The organism is Caulobacter sp. 05T431, from assembly GCF_056665975.1.
Map to the genome: position 1 here is coordinate 1 of NZ_JBFTKU010000171.1, position 377 is coordinate 377.

General features: G+C 69.2%; 1 protein-coding gene. It reads left to right on the plus strand.

Translation table 11 applies throughout. From position 1 onward, the window contains the following. A partial coding sequence (locus AC1U89_RS24990) for a CoA-transferase (protein ID WP_479902304.1) occupies window positions 1-377 on the plus strand: 377 nt, incomplete at both ends.

A 377-nucleotide genomic window follows, 5' to 3' on the forward strand; every position in this document is an offset into this window, starting at 1 on the left:
GGCATGCTCGGCATGGGCCCGGAAGCCGCCGGGGACCAGATCGACGGCGACCTCATCAACGCCGGCAAAATCCCCGTGACCGAGCTTCCCGGGGCGTCCTACTTCCACCACGCGGATTCCTTCGCGATCATGCGCGGCGGGCACCTGGACATCTGCGTCCTCGGCGCCTTCCAGGTCTCGGCCACGGGGGACCTCGCCAACTGGCACACCGGGGCGCCGGACGCGATCCCCGCCGTCGGCGGCGCCATGGACCTCGCCACAGGCGCCAAGGACGTCTTCGTCATGATGACGCTCCTGACCCGCGACGGCGCATCCAAGATCGTCGAGGCCTGCACTTACCCGCTCACCGGAATCGGCTGCGTCACCCGCGTCTACAC